The following is a 21,538-nucleotide window of genomic DNA, read 5'->3' on the forward strand; positions in this document are numbered from 1 at the left end:
GAAGAAGCACGTATGGCAATTCTTAATGTATTCTTAAGGTTTCTTAGGGATTGGTGAGTTTTGGGATGCGCTGCTTCTATTAACGACGAATTCATTATAAACACGTCAATCAAACTACTCTGCTTAAGGCGTTTGAAACAATTTGGCAATTGCTTTTTGCATTATCCAGACAGTTTCCCCTTCTATTACCCATTAATAGAACAACTTTTCACTGAATATTTCACTTCACTAGCGTTTAGAAAAAAACTTTTCGCGCCATTTTTTGACACAGTATGAAATAAAAATCGTCTAATAAGCAGAGACCTATAAAGGGAGGATCAAAATCAATGCAAAACGAAAAAGAGATTGTTTCCAATTGGTTTCATCTCTATAGCCAAGATGTTTTTAATTTTTTAGTTTACTATTCAGGAACTCGTGATGTAGAAGATCTCGTACAAGAAGTGTTTATTAAGGCAGCTAAAGGTATGAGCACTTACCGAAACCATGCGACACCCAAAACTTGGCTCTTTAGCATTGCCCGTAATCTAGCCATCGACAATGCGAGAAAGAATAAAACGAAGATCAGTCGAATGAATGTAGCTTTCCATGAGGAAAATTTGGATCAGCACATCGGATTTTCTCCTGAGCAGATTCTGATAGGCCAGGAGGAGAAACGTGAATTGTACAATAGGATTAATCAGCAAAAAAAAAAATATCGGGATGTGCTAATTTTAAGGGGCATTCAAGGATTGTCCGTAAGTGAAACAGCACAAATACTAGGATGCAAAGAAACCGCCGTTCGAACCAACTATCATCGTGCAGTCAAGGCATTACAAAATGAACCAAATTGGAGGGAATCTCATGAAGGATAATCTAAAAAGTGTCCAGGAGAAATTAAATGAATTTCCGACATATCACATGAGCCCGTCTACTCAAGCTCTCCTTCATCAAAAATTGATGGACACCCTTGAAGACTCTGAAATCCAACAAAAAAGAAAAGGAGTGTTTCTCATGAAAGTCAAAGTAGGGATTATTACAGCAGCGGCTATCTTAACCATTGGTATTCTTTCTGTAAATCTATTAAATGATAATCCAAACTCATCCGGCGGAGAGAATCCTATACCTAATAATCAGGACGTTAACCAAGACATCGAACAGAAGCGCGGCGAAGAAGAGGACAACAATTCGTATGATCCCATCATGCTCAAGCAACAAGCTACAGAGGTTCTTCAAGCGATCCATGGCCGTGATATGGATGTACTATCCAGTCATGTACACCCTGAGAAAGGGTTACTGTTTTCCCCTTACTTATCTGTGACAGACGAAACAGTAAAATTTGAAAAGAATGAGATACCATCACTACTAGAAAATGACGCAACGTATTTGTGGGGCTATGGAGAAGCGAACACTGAAATACAATTGACGTCAGCGGACTATTTCGACAAGCACCTGCAAGTAAAGCGATTCTTTGAATCCGATGAAATCTTTGTCGATACACAAAATCAAGAAGCGGACCCAACCAATTATTTAAAAACAGTTTTTCCTGATTCAAAAATTATTGAGTTTTATCATGCTGGCACCGAACAATATAGTGGAATGGATTGGAGAAGTCTCAACCTGGTTTTCGAACAAGATGAAGAAGGCGCGTGGCGTCTAGTAGCAATAATCAACAATCTCTTTACTCCTTAACCGTGCGTATGCAAATCAGATAGCTGCTTTAGAGTTTGTTAACATCAAAAGTAAAACATGAAACAAGCCATCAGACTAGGAACAGTACTAGTCTGATGGCTACATTTGTATTTATTATTACTTGTGATACGGTTCATTTCTCATAATTCTAAACCCGCGATACACCTGTTCTAGCAAAATCAGCTTCATCAGCTGGTGGGGGAAGGTCATCTTCGAAAACGATAGCAGCTCGTCCGCACGCTTATAGACATCTGCATGCAATCCTAGAGATCCTCCAATCACAAACGTGACTTTGCTTTTTCCATAAGTCATAAGTGATTGCAGATTTTCTGCTAACTGTTCGGATGTTTTCTGTTTCCCTTCGATTGCAAGAGCAATGACATGGGCGTCCGGTGAAACTTTTGCAAGAATGCGATCTGCTTCTTTTTTCTTGACGATTTCCATATCAGCTTCGCTAAGTTGCTCGGGTGCTTTTTCATCTGCCACTTCGATTAGCTCTATTTTGGCATAAGCACCGAGTCGTTTTGTATATTCCTCGATGCCCATTTTCAAATACTTCTCTTTTAGTTTTCCTACAGTCACAATTGTAATATTCACAGCGTTGTCCACCTTTTTTGAAAAGTTATACACGGAAGTTATACACATATCCACAGATGCATCTAGATGTTGTGTCCGATTATGTGTTCGTCACAAGATAGACAGCAAGCAGTTCACAGTAGTCGCACGTTGTGGATAACTTCTCCTCTTCCGTTACGGGTTCCATGTTTGGAAATGTCTCTTCTTTTGCAACAAATTCATCAAGTGCCCGGTTTATATGGGTTTCACAGCTATTAATTTTCAAATTATTCACCTCTTTTTCATTTTAAATTAACCACAGAGTTATGCACAAATTTTCAGTCTTATCCACAAACATAGAATTGTTGATAAAAAAAGCAGACACAATAGCTGTTTTTCTGCTATCGTGCCTGCTGTGGATAACTAAGTGGTTATTTTATGCACATGTGTATTAGAATGAGTTGCCATCTTTCAGAACCATGTCAATTGTGACAGGTTTTCCTTCACGATAGACTTTCATCGTCATACTATCGCCGACTTTCTTTTCGTTGTACAAGTGTTTGCGCAACGTCACCATGTCTTCTATCGGCTCTCCATCCATTTCTACAATTGTATCATATTTTTGGACACCTGCGGTTTGTGCTGGCGTATTCCGGAAGACCTCTGTAACTACTACGCCATTTTTAACGTCTTCTGGTAATTTCAGTACGCTCTGCTGTTGAACAGGTATATCTCGTAAATCGAGTAGTGAGACGCCCATTGTCGGACGGTTCACTTCACCTGTCTGTTCAAGCTGTTCAATAACTGGCAAGGCTAAGTTAATAGGAATGGCAAGACCAATTCCCTCTACAGTTTCCTCTGTAATTTTCATGGAGTTGATTCCAATCAGCTGGCCCGCCATATTGATAAGCGCTCCTCCTGAGTTTCCAGGGTTAATGGCAGCATCCGTTTGCAGAACGTCCGCTTGCCAGTCTACACTGCCGTCTTGGTTAATATCAATTGGAATCGAGCGGTCTTTACCCGATACGACACCGACTGTAACAGAACCAGAGAAGCCAAGACCTAGCGGGTTCCCGATGGCAATGACGGTTTCACCGCGTTTCAGCGCATCTGAATCTCCAAACTCCATAGTGGATGTTATGTCTTTGTCATCGATTTCGACAACGGCAAGATCTGTCCAAACGTCGCTTCCGATTAATTTTCCTTGCATCTTCGTACCGTCATCAAGTGTGACTTCGAGTTCTTCTGCATCTTCCACTACGTGATGATTCGTAACAATATACGCTTTCCCGTTTTCTTTCTTGTAAAGGACACCTGAACCTGTTCCTATCGCTTGCGGAGTATCCGATTGTGACCAGAAGTCCTGTCCACGTTGTAAATTCGTAATACCCACAACTGCGTCAGTCGATTTTTCAACGACTCCTGTCAAATCACTATCAATGTCGACGCTCACTTGTTTAGAATTTCCAGAATCCTTTACGATCCCCGTTGTCTTGTTATCATTGTCGTCAGATCCGCCTGTGGCAAACATAAGCAGCCAGACTAAGAGGCCTCCAATTATTGCTCCAAATAATGCTGGTAAAAACCCGCCTCGGTGTTTCGGCGGTTTTGGGGGAGGCGGCGGCGGTGCAGCTGTTCGTGTTCTGTAAGCGGGCTCACTTGGCGGAGTGTCGTAACTTTCTGCAGGCGTCTGTTCCTGCTGTGGATCCGTTGGCCGCTGCTGATCCTCTTCCCGATCCCGGTTGTAGTCGTCCATGGCTCTCGTCCTTTCGATTCAATACTCTCCTTACACTTTACCCCATTCTGTACAATTTAAAAGAAATATGAGGACTTCCATAAATTTGACGTTGGAATGAAGTAAATCGTTCCCATTTCGGGAGCTGTCATGAATGAACGAATGTGCTTATGTGACTGGGTGTGAAGCGTGTGGTTGTGTGGAATGGGCGGGTCGCCTGTTGGAACGAGCGGGTTGGACGGGGAAACGAGCGGGTTCCTCAGCGAAACGAGCGCGTTGCCCATGGGAACGAGCGGGTTCCTCCGCGAAACGAGCGCGTTGCTTGGGCAAACGAGCGGCTTCCTCGGTGAAATGAGCGGGTTGCCCAAGCAAACGAGCGGCTTCCTCAGCGAAACGAGCGCGTTGCCCATGGGAACGAGCGGGTTCCTCAGCGAAACGAGCGCGTTGCCTGGGAAAACGAGCGGGTTCCTCCGCGAAACGAGCGCGTTGCTTGGGCAAACGAGCGGCTTCCTCGGTGAAATGAGCGGGTTGCCCAAGCAAACGAGCGGCTTCCTCGACGAAACGAGCGGGTTGCCCAAGCAAACGAGCGGCTTCCTCGACGAAACGAGCGGGTTGCCCAAGCAAACGAGCGGCTTCCTCGGCCAAACGAGCGGGTTGCCCACATGAATTTATTCTAATCAACAAAAAGACCCGCATCGCCAACAGCGATACGGGTTTCTCATTAAACTGTGATTAATTCAGTGGGTTCTTCTGCATCTGTATCATGCAAATGCACGAACTCTCCAGCGACAATGCCGCACGTTTGCAGTGTCTGCTCAACGCTCATACGTGCCAGGTCTTTCATATTATTGTCGCGGCTTAAGTGAGACAAATAAATCTGTGTCTCTTTTTGCTCAATAACGTCACTCATTGCAATCGCTGCATCTTCGTTTGATACGTGACCAACATCACTCAATATACGTCGCTTAACACTCCATGGATAACGGCCCATTTGGAGCATGCCGACATCGTGGTTGGATTCAAACACGAAAGAGTCCGCACTTTTTATAATACCTTTCATGCGGTCACTGACGTATCCAGTGTCTGTAATGATCGCGAGTTTACGATCACCCTCATGAAACACGTAGAACATCGGGTCCACGGAGTCATGTGAAACGGCGAACGATTCAATCGAAATTGAACCGAAGGCGTGGACTGTTTCCATGTCGAACTGAAACCGCTGTTCAAGTGCGATGTCACCCACTAGACCATCCATCGCTTGCCATGTTTTCTGGTTCGCGTAAATTGGTATTCCATGCTTTCTTGCTAAAACACCGACACCTTTAATATGATCGCTATGCTCATGCGTAACGAAAATGGCGTTGACGTTTTTCATTGAACGACCGATTTTTGCAAGCTGTGCTTCGACTCGTTTCGCCGTTAAGCCTGCATCTACTAGATAGGCCCCCAAATCATTTTCTATATAAACTGAATTACCAGTGCTTCCACTGGCCAGTATGCTGAATCGCATCGTAAAAACTCCTTATTCGGATTGCTCTTCGTCTTCTTGCTGGTTCTCATCAAGTTGGAACTCGATTACTTTACCTTCGTTCGCACTGAGGAAATGGTGCTCTTTATCCCCATTCTCTAATTTTACTTGAACATCCCACGTTGGAGCAAACACTTGAGTTTCCGTTAACCGTACAAGCGTGGAATACCCCATTTTAACATTCGTCACTTCCGACTTCTGTTTTAGAAGACCGCGGGAGGCGAGTGATCCAATAATCTCTAGCGGAGACAGCAGATCCTTCTCATTGAAATTCGCAAAGTCCTTCAACATCCGCTGTTCGTAGGATTGAATATTTTCATCTATATCCCATGACACTACAAGCATAGCACTAGGACTGTAATAGATCGGACGGCCCTCGAATTGCTGGAAGAAGAATGCTTTATTTTTTTCTTCCGATACTTCCCACAGAACGTATTCCGTTCCGTTCAACACATATTGAGAGAGGAATGATTTAAAGTCATCTTTCTCCGCTTCTTCCAGTGTAACTTTATCGGTGAGTACTGACTTTAATGAGTTATCACTCATGATTGAAGTCTTCTGGCCCTTCAAATCTTTCAGTGATTCTTTGTTAAAGTCGACGATGTCTGCAGAAACAAATGATGCTTTTTTATCTACAAATGGAGGCAGCTTGTATGTGATGTTTTCTGACTTCAAGACATCTTCCATCGAAGTCTTTCCCGCAACTTCCAGGTTTTCAATTGTAGCATTCCGATTCAAATACATGGAATACAACAGGACGTTCAGTATTGAAAACACGATGATGAAGATTGTTTTAGTTTTACTCCAATCCAAGAAGGCCGCCTCCCTTCCGATTTAACTCTTGCTCATACATTTCCCAATTGCCTTTGACGTAATAGAACCAATGCGGTTCGAACTTCAATACACCTACATCGGTGTCATGAATGAGTAAATAGCCTGGTTTTATTTCCTCAATTGCTGTGAAGTCGAGATCTTCCGATGCTTGTAGCTGACGTGCAACCTCTGTTGCTGGAGGAAGCGTTACCTCATAGGTTTTGATAGGCGAGTTCAGAGTGAAATAGGGTCGGATATATTTGTATACTCGATTCTCTCCAAGTTTTTCGGTAATCTCTGCACCATCCGGAACATCACTAAAGACCGGGAGCCCATTGTCGTGGAGCTGAAACTTAATATACCGTGAAACTGGGTTCATGTAAGAGTAGCGGTAATCATCTGTCCAGCCGCTGTGATCATTTACAAAATCGATAGTTGCCGTCATCAATTCAGATGGAATCGCTAGTTCCAGACTTTCAGGAGGATACGCGAAGTTCAGCACTTTCGTTTTTGTATTTACATTCATCAGCGCATGATCGTCCCCATATTCTTCCGTATTAGTTCCCAACGAATTCTTTCGAACTGCATTTGGGTCATTAAATAATGCATCTTTAAACAAGGAAGGGTTAATCTCTTCTTCAATATAAGTTGAGTGGATTGCTGTGATAGGTTCACTCGAAACTGCTATTGTCCTAGTTTCATTCACTTGAACTTCTTTGTACTGAGATAACCTTTTGCCTTTATCGATAATCGATTTTTGGAAGCGCTGGGTGTCTTCCATTTTCACTTTAGCTTTATAATGCGTCATACTGACGGTACTGATAAAGTGGACTTCCGGTAAACTGTCTTCAGGGTTCCAATTAACGATAAGTCGATTAAACAGAATCTCCGGAATGTTTTTGTCCTCAATTTCTAATACATCCTCATAAACGGAAACGGGTACTTCTCCCGAATAATAGAGACTACACTGATTTCCTTTTGTGAGTAAACTATGCAGTTCTTCAGGGGTCAGCTCCTGATTCACCGAAGTAAGGCCGAACACTTTCCAGCGCATCATTTCTTCAAGAACCGGTTGAATTACAGTCGTGTCTGTCGTACCAAATAGTTCGTCGTTGTTAAATTTAAAGACCCATTTGTAAGGAAGTACAATATCGGATATTGGTTTCTTATTGTGGACGCTTGTGATCGATCCATCAACTGACTGATCCGGGTCAATTGAATCGAACTTTGGTGCGTACGACCATATTGAAAATGTAAACGTAATGCTGAGAAGAACGAGCAGCAACAGGACGACAGATTTGATTGTCTCTATATGCCTCACCTATCCCACTCCCCATCATCATGTTGTTCGTAAGGCAATGTGAAGAAGATTGTTGTTCCTTCTCCTTCAACACTATGTGCCCAAATTTTCCCGCCATGTGCATTAATCATTTCTTTCGCAATTGCGAGACCCAGACCGGTTCCGCCCATTGCACGAGAACGGGCTTTGTCTGCGCGGAAGAAGCGATCAAAGATCCGGTTCACGTTAGCTGCCGGTATGCCAAGACCTTCATCTGAAATACTCACTCGGATCGAGCCATCCAATACCGCTACATTGAAACGAACAATTCCGCCGTCAGGAGAATACTTCAGCGCATTTGAAATAATGTTGTCAATTACTTGCGTCAATTTATCTGTGTCGATTTCAACAAACAAATCGACAGGCGGCACAATTCTCCTGAAACTCACTTCTTGTGACTTAGAGAACTCAAAGCGATCTATGATGGAATTGAAGAATGTATTAAAATCCACCCACTCTGTATTGAGTTCATATTCGTTGCTGTCCATTCTTGAAAGCTTCAGTAAGTCATTTACAAGACGTATCATTCGTTCCGTCTCCGTTTGTGTCACATTCAAGAATGCAGGTGCGATATCTTCATTTCTCCAAGCACCTTCTGCAAGTGCTTCCAAGTAACTGCGCATCGTTGTAAGCGGTGTTCGCAGTTCGTGTGAAACGTTAGACACAAATTCACGACGCTCCATTTCGATTTTTTCTTGCTCCGTGTTATCGTGCAGAACAATGATCAATCCATTTACAAATCCTGTTTCACGCTGCGTTACAGAAAAAGTTGCCCGTAAAATAGACGGTTCATCTTCCGTACTGAAGTCCAGTGGAATCGATTCACGCATCTCTATCAAATCTTCAAAGGAATATTCTTTTTCAATTCCTAGAATGTTATTAATCGGCCGGTTCAATACGAGATCGCTTGTCATTCTAAGCATACCGAGGGCCGAGTCGTTGATGAGACTTACACGTCCTTTTCGATCCGTTGAAATAACACCGTCTGTCATATTTTCAAGGACAGAAGCCAGCTTTCGTCTTTCTGCTTCAGTGGTAGATTGTGATTCTAATAATTGGTTAGTCAAATGGTTAAATGCAATCGCGAGCTGACCCATTTCATCATTTCCGTAGACGCGCACTTTTCTTGAATAATTACCCTTTGCCATCGCCTGGGCTTGTCTGCGCATATCCGAAATTGGCCGGGTAAAGGTTTGTGCAATGAAGATACCGATGATGATTGTAATGGTTAATGAGACCGCGGCTGCCCCTGCAAGAATGCGATTGATTTGATCAATCTGCATAAAGACTTTTTCAATATTGGACTCTACATATAGTGCACCGATGACTTCACTGCCATTCATAATGGGATGCGTACTCTTTTGCACCCTGCTCTTTGTTTTTTCGTTGAAGTAAATGACACTTTGAGGACTTTCAGATACGATTGCGCGCTTGACAATGTCGTCCATAGTCTTTTGACCAACCAACATTTTCTGATGGTCCGATACAGATGAGGCTAAAATACGATACTTTGCATCGATTACCCTCACTTCATTAATATCATCCGAACTAAAACCCGAAAGGACGGTCCGCAAACTCGATTCGAGTGACGGATCGTCTGAGGGTCGTTCTTTCAGCATTTCCTCTCGCACACTAAATTCAACAAGATTAATACGGTCTTTAATCGAGTTTGAGAAGTTGGTTTTTAAGGTTTGTTCCAGCTGCTGTGAAAAATACAGACCAATAATCTGCAGCGCAAGGAGTATCAGCATAACGTATATCAACACGAACTTAACATGAATGGAATTGAAAATCCCTACTTTTCTCATTCTGTTACTCCTGTTCCGGGTCTCGCAAGTAGTAGCCAACACCGCGGCGTGTTACTATCCATGTAGGATGGCTTGGTGTATCTTCAATCTTCTCACGAAGTCTTCGAATCGTAACATCCACAGTTCGAACATCACCGAAGTAATCATAGCCCCATACCGTTTGCAGCAAGTGCTCCCGTGTCATGACTTGTCCAATATGATTGGATAAGTAATGCAGCAGTTCAAATTCACGATGAGTGAGTTCAATCGTTTCTCCGCGCTTTTGGGCAAGATACGCATCTGGCTGGATAATAAGTGCACCGACAGTGATATCATTTGTTGCTTCTTCTGCTTCATCCGCTGAAGTTTTTTGATGACGGCGCAAGTTTGCTTTCACTCGGGCAATAAGCTCCCGCGTTCCGAATGGCTTCGTCACATAATCATCTGCACCTAACTCCAAACCTAATACCTTATCAATTTCCGAGTCTTTGGCTGTCAACATGATAATGGGGAAATCATACTTCTTGCGTACTTCACGACATACCTCCATACCATCCTGTTTTGGAAGCATAATATCGAGCAGCATAATATCTGGCTGAACCTCTTCTACTTTTGCCAGAGCTTCGTCTCCATCATAAGCTGTGTAAACAGTGAAACCTTCCTTTTTTAAATTAAATTCCAATATATCCGCAATGGGTTTCTCGTCATCTACAACGAGTATCGTTTTGTTTTGCATGAGTTCTACCCTTTCCGGCCGAGTCGGCACATTTTACTTGGTATCCTTTAACTCTACCATTCTTCAGGCATTTTCGCACGTTCCAATCGTTTATGGAATCGCATGAAAAGAGCGTTTGTCCTCCATTATTTCCCGGGCAATATTCCCCGGTTTTTGTCGAAATTCCACGCAATCAAAAACGCTTCCTCACTCCGCCCGCGGGCAGAAACTGAGGAAGCGTTTTATACGTGTTACTTATGCACGCCAAACGCTTTTTACAACGTTTGTTTGTGTACGATCCGGTCCTACTGAGAAGATCGAAATTGTAACGTCTGTTAGCTGTGAAACACGCTCTAAATAGTGACGCGCATTCGCAGGAAGTTCATCAAGTGACTTACACTTAGTAATGTCTTCCGTCCAGCCGGGCAGTTCTTCATAAATCGGTGTACATTCAGCAAGCATACGTAAGTTTGCAGGATACTCTGTAATGGTTTCACCTTTATATTCATAAGCAGTACAAATCTTAACTGTGTCCAACCCTGTTAATACATCAATTGAGTTAACAGACAGATCTGTTAAACCGCTGACACGGCGTGCGTGACGAATGACAACACTGTCAAACCAGCCGATTCGGCGCGGACGGCCTGTCGTTGTTCCGAACTCTTTACCTACGATACGAATCTGATCGCCAATCTCATCAAATAGTTCCGTTGGGAAAGGACCGTCGCCTACGCGAGATGTATAGGCTTTACATACACCTACAACGTGATCGATTTTTGTCGGGCCAACACCTGAACCGATTGTAACACCGCCTGCAACTGGGTTGGATGATGTAACAAATGGATAGGTTCCCTGGTCGATGTCGAGCATAACACCTTGTGCACCTTCAAATAGGACACGGCGTGCTTGATCAAGTGCATCATTTAACACTTTAGAAGTATCTGTTACGTACTTCGCAAGTTCCTGACCGTAACCGTAGTACTCTTCTAAAATGTCTTCAATTTTGAATCCTTCTGTATCATACATCTTTTCAAACAGACGATTCTTTTCTTTCAAGTTCATGCGCAGCTTCGTTTCAAATACTTCTTTGTCCAGCAAGTCTGCAATACGGATACCGATTCGGGCAGCCTTGTCCATGTATGCTGGTCCAATACCCTTGCCTGTTGTACCGATCTTATTTTCCCCGCGGCTCTCTTCTTCCACAAGGTCTTGCTTCAAGTGGTAAGGTAAGATGACATGAGCACGATTTGAAATACGTAAGTTATCTGTATTGACGCCTCGGTCTTGAAGGCCTTTCAATTCACTGACGAGTGCTTTAGGATCGACAACCATGCCGTTTCCGATAACAGACGTCTTCTCTTTATAAAAAATGCCGGATGGCACGAGGTGAAGTTTATATGTTTCCCCGCCGAAAATAATCGTATGACCCGCGTTATTTCCGCCTTGGTATCGTGCGATTACTTCTGCATTTTCTGAAAGGAAATCTGTAATCTTTCCTTTCCCTTCGTCTCCCCACTGTGTTCCAACAACTACTACTGATGGCATTATCAGCACCTCCGCTGGATGCATAAGCATCCTCATTCAAACAGCTATTATTGTACCAAGTTTTGTGATCCGCGTCAAGAAAAAACACGAACGTTAGAGAACTACTATTCTCCTACATTCGTGTTTAAGCACCAAAGGACTCATGTTGTGACCAATCGATGTTCAAGAACTTATTGTATTCCTTAGCAAAGGCTAACGTCACCGTTCCAGTTGGACCGTTACGCTGCTTAGCAATGATAATCTCAATCATATTCTGGTTTTCAGTTTCTTTGTCATAGTAATCTTCACGATACAAGAACGAAACGATATCCGCATCTTGCTCAATACTTCCAGACTCTCGTAAGTCAGACATCATTGGCCGTTTGTCTTGACGCTGCTCAACTCCACGGGACAGCTGTGACAAGGCGATTACTGGGATTTTAAGTTCACGAGCGAGTGCTTTTAATGAACGGGAAATTTCCGATACTTCTTGCTGTCGGTTCTCACCCGATCTGCCGCTCCCCATAATAAGTTGCAAGTAATCGATCATAATCATTCCCAGCCCGTGCTCTTGTTGCAAACGACGGCACTTTGACCTGATCTCATTAATACGAATACCTGGAGAATCATCGATGAAGATTCCGGCATTGGATAGACTTCCCATTGCCATCGTCAACTTGCGCCAATCCTCAGCCTCGAGATTACCCGTTCGCAGTACAGATGCATCAATATTACCTTCTGCACATAGCATACGCATGACGAGCTGTTCAGCACCCATCTCCAGACTAAAGATTGCAACGTTTTCATCTGTCTTAGTAGCAACGTTCTGGGCAACGTTCAAGGCAAATGCGGTCTTACCAACGGAAGGCCGTGCTGCCACAATGATTAAGTCATTGGGTTGGAAACCAGCAGTTATCTTATCTAGATCGGTGAAACCTGTTGGAACGCCTGTAACGTCTCCCCTGCGCGTATGCAAAACTTCTATGTTGTCATACGTATCCACCAGTACATCTTTAATATGACGGAAGTCTCCGGCATTTTTACGGTTCGCAACTTCCATCATTTTCTTTTCAGCTTCTGATAGAAGTGCTTCCACTTCGTCTTCCCGTGTATAACCGTCTTCCATAATTGTTGAAGCAACCGAAATTAGACGTCTAAGCAGCGACTTCTCTTCCACGATGCGGGCATAGTGTTCAATGTTCGCTGCAGTTGGTACGGAGTTTGCTATTTCTGTTAAATAAGAGATCCCGCCAACGTCTTCCAATTCCTTTTTCGCAGACAGTTCTTCCGTGACAGTGACCACATCGATCGCCTGCCCCTTATCACTCAGGCCGATCATAGTTAAGAAAATCTTATGATGTGCAGTACGGTAGAAATCCTCAGGGATCAAAACCTCCGCCGCTGTTATTAGCGCTTGAGGATCCAAGAAAATTGCACCGATGACGGACTGCTCGGCTTCGTTATTATGAGGGGGGATACGATCTATCATTTGATCCATCAGACTATCTCCTTATCATTCTTCAGTTACGTGGACTTTCAATACCGCATTGACCTCGTGATGCAGCTTCACAGGGACATTCGTATATCCAAGCGCACGAATTGCATCAGGCAGGTCCATCTTACGTTTATCCAGTTTAATACCGTGCTGCTTTTCTAAAGCTGACGCAATTTGTTTTGAAGTGACTGATCCAAATAATCGGCCGTCTTCACCAGACTTCGCTGTCAATTCAACTGTCAGCTCTTCGATGTGTGCTTTTAGTTTTTTTGCATCATCCAATTCTCCAGCAGCATCTTTTGCCTGACGATTCTTTTGTCCTTCTAACTTGCTGAGAGCTGCTGGTGTTGCTTCAACAGCCACATTATTCTTTAATAAGAAGTTTTGAGCATACCCTACAGAAACCTCTTTCACATCACCTTTTTTACCTTTGCCTTTTACATCCTGCAGAAAAATAACTTTCATTTTCAATCTCCCCTTTCCTGATCATCCAAAATTACTTGTTTCAATTGTTCTTCCGCTTCTTCCACGGTATCTAACGTAAGCTGTGTAGCAGCATTCGTCAAATGTCCTCCACCGCCAAGCTGTTCCATTACTCGCTGGACATTCAGTTCACCGAGCGAACGGGCACTTATTCCAATCTTACCATCTGAGCGCGGTGCGATGACAAAGGAAGCAGACACGCCTTGCATCGTTAACAAAATATCTGCAGTTTGTGCAATCAGTACAGAGTTATAAGGTTCGCCATTATCACCTTTAGCAATAGCGACACCGCCATCCATGATCTCTACCGTTTCAATCAGTCTTGAACGTTCTACATACGTTTCAATATTCTCTTTCAGCAAGCGCTGTACAAGAACCGTATCCGCACCATTCGTTCGTAAGTATGAAGCAGCTTCAAACGTACGTGAACCCGTTCGTAATGTAAAGCTCTTCGTATCGACCACAATACCCGCAAGCATGGCTGTCGACTCAAGCATTGTTAATTTCTCATTTTTCGGCTGATACTCAATAAGCTCTGTCACCAGTTCGGCTGTAGAGGATGCGTATGGCTCCATATAAACAAGCATCGTATTTTGTACGAACTCTTCGCCTCGGCGATGGTGGTCGATCACAACAAGCTTTTCAGCCTTATCAATCACTCTTTCATCGATGACCATGCTCGGTTTATGTGTATCCACTATGACCACTAATGATTTATCAGTCATCTTAGCTAATACCTCGTCCGGATGTATGAAATGATCATACAAATCAGGGTCTTGTTCAATCTCGTCAATCAGTCGATTTACGCTCGCATCTAATTCATCGAAATTCACTACCACATATCCTGGAACGTTGTTCATCCGGGCCATTTTACGAACGCCGATCGCTGCACCAATTGCATCCATGTCCGGCATCTTATGACCCATGACAAAGATTTGATCACTGCCTTGGATTAAGTCACGCAACGCATGAGAGATTACACGGGCACGCACTCTCGTCCGCTTCTCCACAGGGTTCGTCTTACCCCCAAAGAATTTCAGTTTTCCGTCCGACCGCTTAATTGCGACCTGATCGCCTCCGCGCCCAAGTACAAGATCCAAACTGGATTGAGCAAGTTCACCTAATTCAACCAGTGACGGAGATCCAGCGCCTACACCGATACTCAGCGTAAGACCATTGCTTTGTTTTGCCGTTTTTTCTCGAACATCGTCAAGAATGGCAAATTTAGTTTTTTCCAGGTCATTGAGCATGGATTCATTGAATACAGCTATGAAACGATCTGAAGAAACACGCTTCACGAAGATTCCATTGTCCGTCCCCCAGCTATTAATAAGCGAGGTCACAAGAGAGTTCAGCTGGCTTCTTGTCTGATCATCCATCGTCTGTGCCAATTCGTCATAGTTATCAACGAGTAAAATACCAATTACTGTTCGATCTGCGTAATACAATGATTCAATTTCCCGCTTTTTTGTTACATCAAATAAATAGATGAGACGGTCCTCTGGTTTATATGCCAGTCTGAAGGAACGATCTCCCACCGTCATCGTCAAATCATCCGGTACATCGTCTTTTAAAAACGAACGAAATTGTTCAGACAGCTCAAAAAGCTCTTCTCCAATTAACGACTCTTCTTCAAAGATCTGTGCCGCGTATGGGTTGGCCCACTCAATGATTTGCTTCTCATTGAGTAAGATAATTCCAATCGGCAGTTCAAGCAATGCTTCTTCTCCAACCTTTTTCATGCGGTACGACATGGTTTCAATATGTTTTTCAGTATCCACATACGTTTGTTCTTCAATCTTCCATGAAGAACCGATTAATGCAAAAAAGATAACCGTATAAAGAAGCCCGATCCAAAAGTTAAACATAAACAAAAATACTGCCGCCAGAACGCCGAGGAGTGAGACGGCAGCAAGCGGATAACGAATCGCTCTCTTTCTAAAAAAAGATGTCATTGTCTCATCCTCCTAGTTCACCTTGTCTTTTCCTATCCATGCCCGAATGTTAATGGCCGTGTCCAGTGTCCCAAGCATTATCGTCATCGGATTCAGCATAATCGCAAAAACTGTAGTAATTATAGTTATGAAGCGAGGCAGCTTTCGTTCGTGTAAAAAGTAGTAGATCAACGAAAGTCCTTGCAGCAAAAATGCAAATCTCAAAATAACCACAGCATTGATGTAGAACAAGTAATACGTAGACGTTGTATCATTTGCCATTAAGAATGAAGAAAGAATAATCACCGCATAAATGACAATCGTCATAAATGGAAGTTTCATTTCCCGGAATGGCGGGAACTTCTGAATTTTTGCCCCTACCCTGCCTGCTGTATAAAAGCTTGCAGCAACAAACAAATATCCTGCTAATAAGGAGCCGAGTATCACCATTGCAGGTATTGTTGACTTGTAGTATACAAATGTATCAGAAATGATTTTTTCATAATCCTTCGGGAGTGCTCCAAAGTCTGATAAGAACTCCGTCATTCTTTGCTGAGCATCTTGGAAAGTATCCATCATCACATCAATTGCATTGAATTCAAAAAGCAACACGCCGCCAACATACGTAGCTGTCATTGAAATGAGGACAGTCATGCTGACAGCCATGACCGTATAAAACTTGGACTTCCCCAGTTGTATGGTCTCGCCCATGACAAACCCAATAAGAACAAGTGAAATTGCAGCAGGGATAGACAGTAAACCGCCTAGTAATGAAGAAACTAAAATGGCCGCAACAGCGACGAGTAAACTTGCACTTCGATCATAGCGAAGTCTGTAGAGTAAAATGGGGAGCGGTATAAAGAACAGTGATACACTGCCAAGCAGCGGTATATACAGGCTGACCGCGAACAAGACTGCAAACAGTGCAATCATCATAGCTCCATACGTCAGTTTTCGTGCATTGTCTTGCATAATTGGGATTCCTCCGGTTCGTAGTACATCATCCTCGTGAAAAGCTCTATTCAATTCATCCGGATGTCCTCCCCTAATTGTATCACGATTAGAGTACAGACACCAAAGCCACACAGTTGTTCCCTGTATTCTTCCCTGGAATAAAAAATCCACCTTGTGCCCGAGGATATCCCAGGCCAACAAGGTGGATCTTGTAATTATCTTTCTTCTGCTACGAATGGTAGAAGTGCCATGATACGTGCGCGTTTGATAGCGGAAGTCAGCTTACGCTGATACTTCGCGCTTGTACCTGTAACGCGACGTGGCAAAATTTTACCGCGCTCTGAAATGAATTTCTTGAGCAAGTCTGCATCTTTATAATCGATGTGTGTAATGTTGTTAGACGTGAAATAACATACCTTACGACGTCTTTTTCCTCCACGACGTGGTGCCATAATCGTTTCTCCTCCTTTTTATCCGCATGAGAGAAATCCGAATCAGAACGGCAAATCATCGTCCGATACTTCAATCGGACCGCCGCCTGATTGAAACGGATCTTCATCAGTGCGTGTATAGTTTTGCTGGTTAGGCTGATAAGATGGCTGATTCTGTTGCTGATTCTGATTATACGGACGGTCAGACTGCTGATTTCCGTAAGCAGGTGCTCCGCCTTGCGAGCCAGACCGCTCAGAGTTTGCATTACGGGGTTCTAAGAATTGCACGCTATCTGCCACAACTTCTGTCATGAAGACACGCTTGCCATCTTGTCCTTCGAAATTGCTTGTCTGAATACGTCCGTCTACACCAGCCAGACTGCCCTTACGTAAGAAATTCGCAGTGTTTTCCGCCTGTTTTCTCCAAGCTACACAGTTAATGAAATCAGCTTCACGCTCGCCGGACTGACTTGAGAACGGTCTGTTCACAGCCAGTGTAAAGCGAGTGACCGCAATTCCACTTTGTGTATATTTGAGTTCAGGATCTTTTGTCAATCGGCCGACCAATACGACACGGTTAATCATCAGAATTCAGCCTCCCTCATCGTTTTTACGTTGTATTTTATAGATTATGCGTCAAGACGAACAGACATATGACGAAGGATACCTTCGTTGATGTTCGCAAGACGTGTAAATTCGTCGATTGCTTCTGTACCTGCGTTAAGAGTTACCAATTGGTAGAATCCTTCACGCAAATCGTCGATTTCGTATGCAAGACGGCGCTTGCCCCACTCTTTCGACTCGATGATCTCCGCACCGTTCGAAGTCAAGACTCCGTCGAAACGTTCGATCAATGCTTTCTTCGCATCGTCATCTAGACTTGGGCGAATGATGTACATAATTTCATACTTTCTCATCTGTAGTCACCTCCTTATGGACTTGGGCCCTGCTGCAAGCAGCGGGCAAGGAGTAAGTAAACTTGTTTACTCACATCAATACATACTATCATAAGTCCTGTCGTAATTCAAGTGTTTCTCCTGTATAGTAAAGAAAAACTTAGCAAGTGAAGTTTGTGATTGTAGAAAGAGGTGTTTGAATGCGTGCTTCTAATGAACCCGCACACATCGTCGACTTGGACTTACGAAAAGTAGCAAAAACGGGGCTATGGGTAACTTTATGGGTAACTGTTGGATTGTTTGCACTTGATGTGTTCATTCAGCTAGCCGTTCTTCATAAGTTTTCCATTTCGTTCTCGTTTTGGAACGTTCTTTTTGCAGTCATCGGATATATCGTCCTGATTGTAGTTCATGAATTGTTTCATTTATTAGGCTTCCGCATTTTTGCGGGAGTTCCGTGGCGAAAGATGATTGTCGGTGTCAATTTAAAACTTGGCATTGCGTATGCCACAACAGATGAGTGGATGACCAATGCCGCCATTCGAAAAGCGTTACTTATGCCATTTTGGACTACGGGCGTTATTCCTGCACTTGTTGGTTTATATCTATCCAACGGTGTATGGCTATTCCTTGGGGGTCTTCTTATTGGAGGAGCAGCCGGTGACTTCGCGATGTACAAAGAACTGAAACAGTTTCCAGATGAATGGCTCGTAAAAGACGATCCAGAACGTCCGCGACTCTATTTGCATGAGCCTGTTCATTCCGTGGAGTAAAGCGTTCCTTCATTCTTAACAAGACATGTGGTTGACTATTCATATTAAGAAAAAAGCCAGACATGAAGGATTCTGCATCCTTGCATGCCTGGCTTTTTAATAAAATTGTGCTTACACATTAAAACGGAATAGCATTACGTCTCCATCTTTAACGAGGTATTCTTTTCCTTCAAGTCGTACTTTTCCAGCTTCTTTTGCAGCAGCCATTGAACCTGCTGCCATTAAATCATCATACGCAACTGTTTCAGCGCGGATGAATCCACGCTCAAAGTCCGTATGGATGACACCAGCACATTGAGGCGCCTTCATGCCCTTACGGAATGTCCATGCACGAACTTCTTGCACACCCGCCGTAAAGTACGTTGCCAATCCGAGCAACTGATACGCAGCACGGATTAATTGATCAAGACCGGACTCTTCGATACCAAGCTCATCTAGGAACATTTGCTTTTCGTCATCATCGAGCTCCGCCATCTCTTCTTCAATCTTCGCACAGACAACAATAACTTCCGCATTGTCTTTTTCAGCGAAGTCACGAACGGCTTGCACATACTCGTTGTTCGCTGCATCCGCAATTTCATCTTCTGAAACATTTGCTACGTAAAGCATCGGTTTAATGGTCAGCAAATGCATACCCTTTACAACCGCTGTTTCTTCAGGAGTAAGCTCTACAGAACGTGCAGACTCTCCTGCTTCAAACGCATCTTTCAATTTAAGAAGAACCGGCTCTTCAATCATAGCTTCTTTATCTTTCTGCTTTGCCATTTTTGTAACACGCTGAAGACGCTTGTCCACGCTTTCCATATCTGCAAGAATCAATTCAAGATTGATGACTTCGATGTCTGACAAAGGATCTACTTTACCACTTACGTGTGTAATATTATCATCTGCGAAACAACGAACAACCTGACAAATTGCATCGGTTTCTCGAATGTGAGACAAAAACTTATTTCCAAGTCCTTCTCCTTTACTCGCTCCCTCAACAATTCCTGCTATGTCTGTAAACTCAAAAGCAGTAGGCACTGTCTTTTTCGGTGTGACAAGTTCAGTCAGTTTTTGAAGACGCTCATCAGGTACTTCTACGATTCCTACGTTCGGATCGATTGTACAGAACGGATAGTTCGCAGCTTCCGCACCAGCCTTTGTAATTGCGTTGAACAACGTGGACTTTCCAACGTTCGGAAGTCCGACGATACCAGCTGTCAATGCCATAACTTTCCCAACCTTTCATCTATACCAATTTATTATGTTCAATTATTCAATGCAGCTCTTCCATTATAAGGAGAGAACGCCTTTCTGTCCATTCAGCTTTCTGTATCCCCTTGCTGGATCACACGCTTCATTTTTTTTGTAAATTCGTTACGTGGAATCATGATACTATGACCGCATCCTAAGCACTTAATGCGTATGTCTGCCCCCATACGAATGACCTTCCAGGAATTCGTTCCGCATGGATGCTGTTTTTTCATCTCTACGACATCATTTATACCAAATTGTTTTGCTTCCAATCTATTCACTCCGATCATTCATTCTCATACGTTCGCTTGAGATTAGTTATTTACGTATAATCTGGCTTTGTTTTGAGTATACTTCAGGACAACGCACATTCCTACTACTATTCCTAGACAGGAGCCTGATTATGCAAAAACTTGAACAAGCCGAATTGAACTCTCGTATTCACTACAAAGAAACTGGTGCCGTTTGGAAATTGAGCACGTTGTTCTTAGAAAATATTCCTTTTACAACACGTGAAATCCTGTTCCTATGTATTGGAACAGATCGGTCAACTGGTGATGCACTAGGTCCGCTCGTTGGCTCATTACTCACAGAAACTCGATCATTCCCTTACCGTGTTATCGGTACGTTAGAAGATCCTCTTCACGCACTTAATATTGAAGAGAGAGTTACTGAGCTTGCTGTAACTCATCCCGATGCATACTTTGTTGCAGTTGACGCGTGCCTTGGAAAAAGTGATTCAGTGGGGCATCTGCTTGTACAAGACGGGCCATTGCAGCCGGGAAAGGCAGTTGGCAAAGAGCTTCCTTCAGTTGGTGATATTGCCATAAAAGGTGTCGTCAATATCGGAGGCTTCATGGAGCATTCCGTTCTTCAAAGCACACGGCTTCATCTATCTTATGAAATGGGACGAACTATTTCGCGCGCACTGCAACTTGCACATGGCCGTCTAAAGTCAAAACGCGTATATGATACTTACAATCAGAGCCACTACCGGAATAGCGGGAATGAAGTTCGCTACTCGGATCTTAGTCAAGCCGATTAAGTTCAGTCCGATCGCCAAAATCATAAGGCCCCCTGTTGCAGTCATTTCCGATATGAAAAGCTCAAGAAGCTCATCTGGAACAAAACGGCTGATTTGTGTAGAAAATAATGTGATCAGTCCCTGGTATAGTAATACGGGCACTGCTGCAAAAATGACTCCAATTCCGAGCGTTGAGCTCAGGATGATTGATGTAAATCCATCGATTACCCCTTTCATCATCAGCACATCATGATCGTTCCGCAACCCACTGTCGATTGCCCCAATGATTGACATAGAGCCAATGACAAAAATCATTGTTGCTGTGATGAATCCTTGAGAAATGCCTTGTCCGCTTTTTTGGGCAGGCATTTTTGATTCCAGCCACTTCCCTGCTTGTTCCATCATTTTATCGACATTTATCCATTCCCCAATTACAGAACCAATTACGATGCTGATAATAACAATAAGCAACTGTGTAGTTGCAAAGGTCATCTGAATACCAATTGCCATGACAGCCAGCGCAATTCCATACATAACTGTCTGTTTCATACGGTCAGGGATATTTTTAAATATCCTGCCGATTAAAGAACCTGCGATAATTAGTGCTACGTTCACTAACGTGCCGTAAAACACCATGTAAACCACTTC

Annotated in this window: 24 protein-coding genes; 5 read left to right on the top strand and 19 right to left on the bottom strand. The window is 43.4% G+C overall.

From position 1 onward, the window contains the following. Positions 1–326: 326 nt before the first annotated feature. Both PGH26_RS15915 and PGH26_RS15920 read left to right on the top strand, forming a co-directional pair. Positions 327–851, top strand: coding sequence for an RNA polymerase sigma factor (locus PGH26_RS15915; protein WP_323691985.1), 525 nt, complete (start codon positions 327–329; stop codon positions 849–851). A gap of 139 nt (positions 852–990) precedes the next feature. Further along, positions 991–1,668, top strand: coding sequence for a hypothetical protein (locus PGH26_RS15920; protein ID WP_323691986.1), 678 nt, complete (start codon positions 991–993; stop codon positions 1,666–1,668). A gap of 117 nt (positions 1,669–1,785) precedes the next feature. On the opposite strand, the gene rlmH is transcribed toward PGH26_RS15920, so the two are convergent. The 3 genes from rlmH to PGH26_RS15935 all read right to left on the bottom strand — a co-directional run bounded on the left by rlmH (position 1,786) and on the right by PGH26_RS15935 (position 3,979). After that, a complete protein-coding gene (rlmH, locus tag PGH26_RS15925) occupies positions 1,786–2,265 on the bottom strand; it encodes a 23S rRNA (pseudouridine(1915)-N(3))-methyltransferase RlmH (RefSeq protein WP_323691987.1) in 480 nt (159 codons plus the stop codon). A gap of 79 nt (positions 2,266–2,344) precedes the next feature. Continuing rightward, complete coding sequence (locus tag PGH26_RS15930; RefSeq protein ID WP_323691988.1) at positions 2,345–2,509, bottom strand: CxxH/CxxC protein; 165 nt, start codon at positions 2,507–2,509, stop codon at positions 2,345–2,347. Positions 2,510–2,674: 165 nt separating this feature from the next. After that, positions 2,675–3,979: a S1C family serine protease gene (locus tag PGH26_RS15935; protein ID WP_323691989.1), complete on the bottom strand. Its 1,305-nt coding sequence runs from the start codon at positions 3,977–3,979 to the stop codon at positions 2,675–2,677. Positions 3,980–4,162: 183 nt separating this feature from the next. Between PGH26_RS15935 and PGH26_RS15940 the strand changes: the two genes are divergently transcribed. Beyond that, the gene (locus PGH26_RS15940; protein WP_323691990.1) at positions 4,163–4,624 is read left to right on the top strand and encodes a hypothetical protein; all 462 of its coding nucleotides are present in this window, start codon (positions 4,163–4,165) and stop codon (positions 4,622–4,624) included. 55 nt (positions 4,625–4,679) lie between these two features. Here PGH26_RS15940 and PGH26_RS15945 read toward each other — a convergent pair whose 3' ends face one another. The 13 genes from PGH26_RS15945 to rpsF form a co-directional block, all read right to left on the bottom strand. Continuing rightward, positions 4,680–5,468 (bottom strand): MBL fold metallo-hydrolase, encoded by a 789-nt coding sequence (locus PGH26_RS15945; protein ID WP_323691991.1) that lies wholly within the window; start codon positions 5,466–5,468, stop codon positions 4,680–4,682. 12 nt (positions 5,469–5,480) lie between these two features. Further along, complete coding sequence (locus tag PGH26_RS15950) at positions 5,481–6,299, bottom strand: two-component system regulatory protein YycI (RefSeq protein ID WP_323691992.1); 819 nt, start codon at positions 6,297–6,299, stop codon at positions 5,481–5,483. Then, positions 6,286–7,620: a YycH family regulatory protein gene (locus PGH26_RS15955; RefSeq protein WP_323691993.1), complete on the bottom strand. Its 1,335-nt coding sequence runs from the start codon at positions 7,618–7,620 to the stop codon at positions 6,286–6,288. Before PGH26_RS15955 ends, PGH26_RS15950 begins: the two co-directional genes overlap by 14 nt. Then, positions 7,617–9,446, bottom strand: coding sequence for a cell wall metabolism sensor histidine kinase WalK (walK, locus tag PGH26_RS15960; protein ID WP_323691994.1), 1,830 nt, complete (start codon positions 9,444–9,446; stop codon positions 7,617–7,619). Before walK ends, PGH26_RS15955 begins: the two co-directional genes overlap by 4 nt. A gap of 4 nt (positions 9,447–9,450) precedes the next feature. Next, positions 9,451–10,161 (bottom strand): response regulator YycF, encoded by a 711-nt coding sequence (gene yycF, locus PGH26_RS15965; protein ID WP_323691995.1) that lies wholly within the window; start codon positions 10,159–10,161, stop codon positions 9,451–9,453. Between the two features lie 234 nt (positions 10,162–10,395). Continuing rightward, a complete protein-coding gene (locus tag PGH26_RS15970) occupies positions 10,396–11,685 on the bottom strand; it encodes an adenylosuccinate synthase (protein ID WP_323691996.1) in 1,290 nt (429 codons plus the stop codon). A gap of 124 nt (positions 11,686–11,809) precedes the next feature. After that, a complete protein-coding gene (gene dnaB, locus PGH26_RS15975; protein ID WP_323691997.1) occupies positions 11,810–13,162 on the bottom strand; it encodes a replicative DNA helicase in 1,353 nt (450 codons plus the stop codon). 15 nt (positions 13,163–13,177) lie between these two features. Continuing rightward, positions 13,178–13,624, bottom strand: a complete 447-nt coding sequence (gene rplI / locus PGH26_RS15980) for a 50S ribosomal protein L9 (protein WP_323691998.1) — start codon at positions 13,622–13,624, stop codon at positions 13,178–13,180. A 2-nt stretch (positions 13,625–13,626) separates the two neighbouring features. Beyond that, positions 13,627–15,597: a DHH family phosphoesterase gene (locus tag PGH26_RS15985; protein WP_323691999.1), complete on the bottom strand. Its 1,971-nt coding sequence runs from the start codon at positions 15,595–15,597 to the stop codon at positions 13,627–13,629. Between the two features lie 12 nt (positions 15,598–15,609). Next, positions 15,610–16,548 (bottom strand): YybS family protein, encoded by a 939-nt coding sequence (locus PGH26_RS15990; RefSeq protein ID WP_323692000.1) that lies wholly within the window; start codon positions 16,546–16,548, stop codon positions 15,610–15,612. Between the two features lie 197 nt (positions 16,549–16,745). Next, complete coding sequence (gene rpsR / locus PGH26_RS15995) at positions 16,746–16,982, bottom strand: 30S ribosomal protein S18 (RefSeq protein WP_323692001.1); 237 nt, start codon at positions 16,980–16,982, stop codon at positions 16,746–16,748. A gap of 42 nt (positions 16,983–17,024) precedes the next feature. Beyond that, positions 17,025–17,546: a single-stranded DNA-binding protein gene (gene ssb, locus PGH26_RS16000; RefSeq protein WP_323692002.1), complete on the bottom strand. Its 522-nt coding sequence runs from the start codon at positions 17,544–17,546 to the stop codon at positions 17,025–17,027. Between the two features lie 44 nt (positions 17,547–17,590). Further along, complete coding sequence (rpsF, locus tag PGH26_RS16005) at positions 17,591–17,878, bottom strand: 30S ribosomal protein S6 (RefSeq protein WP_323692003.1); 288 nt, start codon at positions 17,876–17,878, stop codon at positions 17,591–17,593. Positions 17,879–18,057: 179 nt separating this feature from the next. Between rpsF and PGH26_RS16010 the strand changes: the two genes are divergently transcribed. Continuing rightward, complete coding sequence (locus tag PGH26_RS16010; protein WP_323692004.1) at positions 18,058–18,630, top strand: DUF3267 domain-containing protein; 573 nt, start codon at positions 18,058–18,060, stop codon at positions 18,628–18,630. A 111-nt stretch (positions 18,631–18,741) separates the two neighbouring features. On the opposite strand, the gene ychF is transcribed toward PGH26_RS16010, so the two are convergent. Then, entirely contained in the window at positions 18,742–19,842 is a 1,101-nt protein-coding gene (gene ychF, locus PGH26_RS16015; RefSeq protein ID WP_323692005.1) for a redox-regulated ATPase YchF, read from the bottom strand. 92 nt (positions 19,843–19,934) lie between these two features. Beyond that, entirely contained in the window at positions 19,935–20,138 is a 204-nt protein-coding gene (locus PGH26_RS16020; RefSeq protein WP_323692006.1) for a DUF951 domain-containing protein, read from the bottom strand. A 131-nt stretch (positions 20,139–20,269) separates the two neighbouring features. On the opposite strand from PGH26_RS16020, the gene yyaC reads away from it, so the two are divergent. Continuing rightward, a complete protein-coding gene (yyaC, locus tag PGH26_RS16025; protein WP_323692007.1) occupies positions 20,270–20,911 on the top strand; it encodes a spore protease YyaC in 642 nt (213 codons plus the stop codon). On the opposite strand, the gene PGH26_RS16030 is transcribed toward yyaC, so the two are convergent. Then, entirely contained in the window at positions 20,822–21,526 is a 705-nt protein-coding gene (locus PGH26_RS16030) for a DUF554 domain-containing protein (protein WP_323692008.1), read from the bottom strand. The two genes, yyaC and PGH26_RS16030, sit on opposite strands and share 90 nt — an antisense overlap. Positions 21,527–21,538: the final 12 nt, after the last annotated feature.

This window comes from Sporosarcina jeotgali, assembly GCF_033304595.1.
Classification (GTDB): Bacteria; Bacillota; Bacilli; order Bacillales_A; family Planococcaceae; genus Sporosarcina; species Sporosarcina jeotgali.

Coding starts and splice junctions, on each gene's coding strand:
- PGH26_RS16030 (WP_323692008.1), bottom strand. CDS start 21,526: ATGGTGTTTTACGGCACGTTAGTGAACGTAGCACTAATTATCGCAGGT.
- PGH26_RS15915 (WP_323691985.1), top strand. CDS start 327: ATGCAAAACGAAAAAGAGATTGTTTCCAATTGGTTTCATCTCTATAGC.
- PGH26_RS15945 (WP_323691991.1), bottom strand. CDS start 5,468: ATGCGATTCAGCATACTGGCCAGTGGAAGCACTGGTAATTCAGTTTAT.
- PGH26_RS15940 (WP_323691990.1), top strand. CDS start 4,163: ATGGGCGGGTCGCCTGTTGGAACGAGCGGGTTGGACGGGGAAACGAGC.
- rpsR (WP_323692001.1), bottom strand. CDS start 16,982: ATGGCACCACGTCGTGGAGGAAAAAGACGTCGTAAGGTATGTTATTTC.
- PGH26_RS15985 (WP_323691999.1), bottom strand. CDS start 15,597: ATGACATCTTTTTTTAGAAAGAGAGCGATTCGTTATCCGCTTGCTGCC.
- walK (WP_323691994.1), bottom strand. CDS start 9,446: ATGAGAAAAGTAGGGATTTTCAATTCCATTCATGTTAAGTTCGTGTTG.
- PGH26_RS15990 (WP_323692000.1), bottom strand. CDS start 16,548: ATGCAAGACAATGCACGAAAACTGACGTATGGAGCTATGATGATTGCA.
- yycF (WP_323691995.1), bottom strand. CDS start 10,161: ATGCAAAACAAAACGATACTCGTTGTAGATGACGAGAAACCCATTGCG.
- PGH26_RS15935 (WP_323691989.1), bottom strand. CDS start 3,979: ATGGACGACTACAACCGGGATCGGGAAGAGGATCAGCAGCGGCCAACG.
- dnaB (WP_323691997.1), bottom strand. CDS start 13,162: ATGGATCAAATGATAGATCGTATCCCCCCTCATAATAACGAAGCCGAG.
- ssb (WP_323692002.1), bottom strand. CDS start 17,546: ATGATTAACCGTGTCGTATTGGTCGGCCGATTGACAAAAGATCCTGAA.
- rpsF (WP_323692003.1), bottom strand. CDS start 17,878: ATGAGAAAGTATGAAATTATGTACATCATTCGCCCAAGTCTAGATGAC.
- ychF (WP_323692005.1), bottom strand. CDS start 19,842: ATGGCATTGACAGCTGGTATCGTCGGACTTCCGAACGTTGGAAAGTCC.
- yyaC (WP_323692007.1), top strand. CDS start 20,270: ATGCAAAAACTTGAACAAGCCGAATTGAACTCTCGTATTCACTACAAA.
- PGH26_RS16010 (WP_323692004.1), top strand. CDS start 18,058: ATGCGTGCTTCTAATGAACCCGCACACATCGTCGACTTGGACTTACGA.
- PGH26_RS15970 (WP_323691996.1), bottom strand. CDS start 11,685: ATGCCATCAGTAGTAGTTGTTGGAACACAGTGGGGAGACGAAGGGAAA.
- PGH26_RS15920 (WP_323691986.1), top strand. CDS start 991: ATGAAAGTCAAAGTAGGGATTATTACAGCAGCGGCTATCTTAACCATT.
- rplI (WP_323691998.1), bottom strand. CDS start 13,624: ATGAAAGTTATTTTTCTGCAGGATGTAAAAGGCAAAGGTAAAAAAGGT.